The sequence below is a fragment of the Anaerobranca gottschalkii DSM 13577 genome, assembly GCF_900111575.1.
GTDB classification, from domain to species: domain Bacteria; phylum Bacillota; class Proteinivoracia; order Proteinivoracales; family Proteinivoracaceae; genus Anaerobranca; species Anaerobranca gottschalkii.
Genome location: NZ_FOIF01000091.1, coordinates 1 through 3,889 on the forward strand (window position 1 = coordinate 1; position 3,889 = coordinate 3,889).

At 31.0% G+C, this 3,889-nt stretch carries 5 protein-coding genes; 4 read left to right on the top strand and 1 reads right to left on the bottom strand.

The genetic code is table 11. The annotated features are described in order from the left end of the window. Positions 1-606, bottom strand: a 606-nt coding sequence (locus BMX60_RS11600) for a putative manganese transporter (RefSeq protein WP_177159812.1), incomplete at its 3' end; no start/stop codon positions are given. 123 nt (positions 607-729) lie between these two features. Between BMX60_RS11600 and mntR the strand changes: the two genes are divergently transcribed. The 4 genes from mntR to BMX60_RS11620 all read left to right on the top strand — a co-directional run. Next, the gene (gene mntR, locus BMX60_RS11605; protein WP_091351596.1) at positions 730-1,203 is read left to right on the top strand and encodes a transcriptional regulator MntR; all 474 of its coding nucleotides are present in this window, start codon (positions 730-732) and stop codon (positions 1,201-1,203) included. A 341-nt stretch (positions 1,204-1,544) separates the two neighbouring features. After that, positions 1,545-1,784 carry a YkvA family protein gene (locus BMX60_RS11610; RefSeq protein ID WP_177159813.1) on the top strand — a complete coding sequence of 80 codons (240 nt, stop codon included), beginning with the start codon at positions 1,545-1,547 and terminating at the stop codon, positions 1,782-1,784. Between the two features lie 95 nt (positions 1,785-1,879). Then, the gene (locus BMX60_RS11615; protein WP_091351597.1) at positions 1,880-2,605 is read left to right on the top strand and encodes an ABC transporter ATP-binding protein; all 726 of its coding nucleotides are present in this window, start codon (positions 1,880-1,882) and stop codon (positions 2,603-2,605) included. Beyond that, positions 2,598-3,889 (top strand): putative ABC transporter permease subunit (locus BMX60_RS11620; RefSeq protein WP_091351598.1); only part of this gene is annotated, 1,292 nt, incomplete at its 3' end. The genes BMX60_RS11615 and BMX60_RS11620, both read left to right, overlap by 8 nt.

Consider the following 3,889-nt stretch of genomic DNA (forward strand, 5'->3'; position numbering starts at 1 on the left):
ATTTGGGATAAATAATTCATTGATGTCTATTTGCATCATATTTAAAATACCTAGGATTAAACCGAAGCTTATTAGGAACCAAAATCCATAGTTTAGAAATTTAGAAGTAATTTTTTCTGTAGTGGTTAAAGGGGAAATTTCTTCCTTTTTGCTCCGTGCCCCCATTAAAATCAACATCCTCCGTTCAAATTTTTTTAAAATATTGTTTCCTAAAGGGGTAAGGTCTACCAAATAACCTGTTGTTACACCGACAATAAACATCAAGGCACTAACAATTAAATAATCTAAGGGTCTTGTTGCTATCATTACGAAAGCAGCATCACCCATAGTGGTCATAAGGGTAGCTACTACTGTACCAAAGGTTACACTTCTTTTGAAAAATAGTGGTATAACAAAAATAGCTCCACCACAACCAGGGGTAAGACCTAATAGTCCTCCAATTATCGGTTGAAATTTTTTTGATCTCTCTATATTTTTAATAAACTCCCCAGATTTTTTATAATTTATATATCCAAAAAATAATAATACAGCACCGACAAAAACCCCAACTTCAATAAAAGCACCTTCCATACTATCTAATATTAGTTCAATAATATCTATAATCATATTCATAACCTCCTTGATGGCAAAATAAAATTTAGTTGAGGGAAAAGTTTTTTCCTATGACTAATATATGGCTAAGGGTAATTTAGGTGCATGTTTAATTTAAGTAAAAGTAGGTGTTTTAAAATGGAAAAGAATAATTTTCATACTGTAAGGGGTTATGAGGTTTTACTTAAAAACAAAAATTTGTTAACATCTAGCATGGAAGATTACCTAGAGATGATTTATCGTATTCAAAAAGAAAAAGGTTTAGTAAGGGTAAAAACTTTAGCAGAAAAATTAAATGTCCGGGATTCCTCTGTAACAAAAATGGTTCAAAAATTAGGAAGTATTAATCTTATAAATTATGAAAAATATGGTATAGTAAAATTGACTGAGGAAGGGGAGCAAATTGGAGAATATCTGTTAAAACGTCATATAATTGTCGAAGAATTTTTGAAAGTAATAACTAATGATGAAATTAAACTTATGGATGTGGAAATGATAGAACATAATTTGGATCCTAAACTTTTAGAGCATTTAAACCAACTAATTCTTTTTTTTGAAAACAATCCTGATGTTAAGGAAAGATTTTCAGAGTTTAAAAGAAAAAATAAGTAGCCGGGATTTACCCGGCTACTTACCATACTCTAATTCCCATAACCTATAATAAAAATTTTCTACATAAGGGAGAGGTTCTGTTTGTAGTAATATTATTATATTGGAGGGGGTACTAGAGAAGTTCTGCTGTAACTATGCATTAACCTTTAAGGGGAGTTTGCTGTGAATATTAGAATTCAAAAACTGCATATACTCTTTGAATTAGAGTATGTAGAAGAGTAGAACTCTTCTTGTTTATATTATATCATATTTTGACAAAATTCCAAGGATTTTTACAAAATTTTTTTATTTTTTTGCAAATAAACATAAATATCGTTACTGGTAAAAAAGTGGTTCAAGGAGTGTTCAATATTATTCCAATATTAGGGTATTTAGATGATCTAGTATTGATACCTATGGGAATTGCCATTGCTATAAAGTTGATTCCAACACATATAATCGAAGAATGTAAGAAAGAAGCGGAATCAAAGTTAATAAGTGATATTCCAGAAGCTAAGGTAGCATGTGTAATTATTGTAACGTTGTGGTTATTAATTTTAGGATTAGTTGGATGTAAGTTATTAGCAAGACAAAATAATTAATGATAAGTTTTTAATAAAATTTTAATAATTATAAAGAGGAAAAGGTTAAACTGAAAGAGAATAAAATTATAATAAAAGTTGAAAGGGTGAGGTCTATGATAGAACTAATAAATATATCCAAAACATATGCTGGGACTGTAAAAGCAGTTGATAACATAACATTAACAATACCTAAAGGAGAAATCTTTGGTTTTTTAGGTCCAAATGGAGCAGGGAAAACAACAACGATTAAAATGATTACTGGAATTTTAAAACCTGATCAAGGGACTATCAAAGTGAATGGGATAGATATTTCCCAAAACCCCATAGAGGGAAAGAAACAGTTTGGCTTCGTACCTGATAATCCCAACATGTTTTTAAGATTAAAAGGTATTGAATATCTCAATTTCATGGCTGATGTTTACGATGTCCCTGCTGATGAAAGAAAAGAGCGGATAAAAGAAATGGCTAAACGTTTTGAGATGACCAATGCTTTAGGGGACAAAATTCAAAGTTATTCCCATGGGATGAGACAAAAAATAATATTGATGGGTGCATTAGTTCATAAACCACCGGTCTGGATACTAGATGAACCCCTAACAGGCCTTGACCCTAAATCATCCTTTGTTTTAAAAGAGATGATGAGGGAACATACCGATAAGGGTAAAACAGTATTTTTTTCTACCCACGTATTAGATGTAGCAGAAAAGATATGTGATAGGGTGGCAATTATCAATAAAGGTAAAATACTCTTCTGTGGTAAAATAGAAGAAATGCAAGGACTTCTAAAGAGTAATGAAACTCTAGAAAAAATGTTTTTGGAGATGACGGAAAGTGAATAAAACATTATTGTTAACCAAAGTTATGTTGAAAAATAGTTTAAGTGCCATGTTTGGCATGGGGAAAAACAAAAGGTATTCTTTTATTATGCTTGCTATAGTTCTCATAAGTTTAGCACCTTTATATATTGGTTTAACCCGCTTTCTATATGTAAGTTTTGATTATTTAGCCCAAATAGGGCAACACGGAGTTATTATTAGTTTAGGGATTGTAGTCTGTGGGATATTAATTTTCTTTCTAGGAATTTTTTATATCATCAGCCTCTTTTATATGGCAGATGATATAGAGAATTTATTACCCCTTCCTTTAAAAGTATCCCATATTTTAGGAGCTAATTTCTTTTCTGTTGTAACCTATGAGTATATAACTTCCACTTTTTTCTTACTCCCTGTTCTTATAGTTTATGGTATTAAAGGATATCCAGGAATACTATATTTTTTATATAGTATAATAGTATTTTTGACACTTCCGATAATCCCCCTTTCTTTAGCTTCAATAATTTCTATGGTAATCATGAGGTTTTTAAATAAAGGTAAAAATAAAGACCTACTGAAGTTGGTAGGAAGTTTACTGGCCATGGCAGTAGTACTTGGTATAAATTTTGCATTCCAAAGGGTAAGTATGAGATTTACAGATATGGAGAGTATTATAAATCTATTGATTGAAGGTAATAATTCTTTAGTTAATATAACAAATAAAATGTTTCCCGGCTTAAGTTTTGCTGCTTCCGCTTTAATAAGAAGTGATAACTTTACAGGATTTATCCACTTGCTTATATATTTAGCTATATCCATTGCTGCCTTTATAATATTCTTAATTTTAGGGGAACTTCTATACTTAAAAGGTGTTCAGGGGTCTTGGGAATCAATTTCTAAGAAAACAGAACTAACAGCAGAACAACTATCAAAAAGTACCAGAAAGAACTCTCCATTAAAATCATATATTTCTAAGGAACTAAAAATCCTATTTCGAACCCCTGCCTTTTTACTAAACTGTGTTATAATCAATTTCCTTTGGCCAGTTTTTATGGCCTTTCCCCTCTTAGCTTCCGGTGAAGGCTTAAAAGAGATTCATACATTAGGAAGAGCTATTGCAGAAAATAATTTAGAGCCGTTAACTATAGCCATTGGCTTAGGGATAGGGATTTTTATTGCAGCTACTAACTCTATAGTTTCAACATCGATATCTAGAGAAGGACAAAATTTTTATATTAACAAATATATCCCAGTAGATTATAAAAGACAAATTTTAGGTAAGATAATACCCGGCATCCTGCTATCTACTTT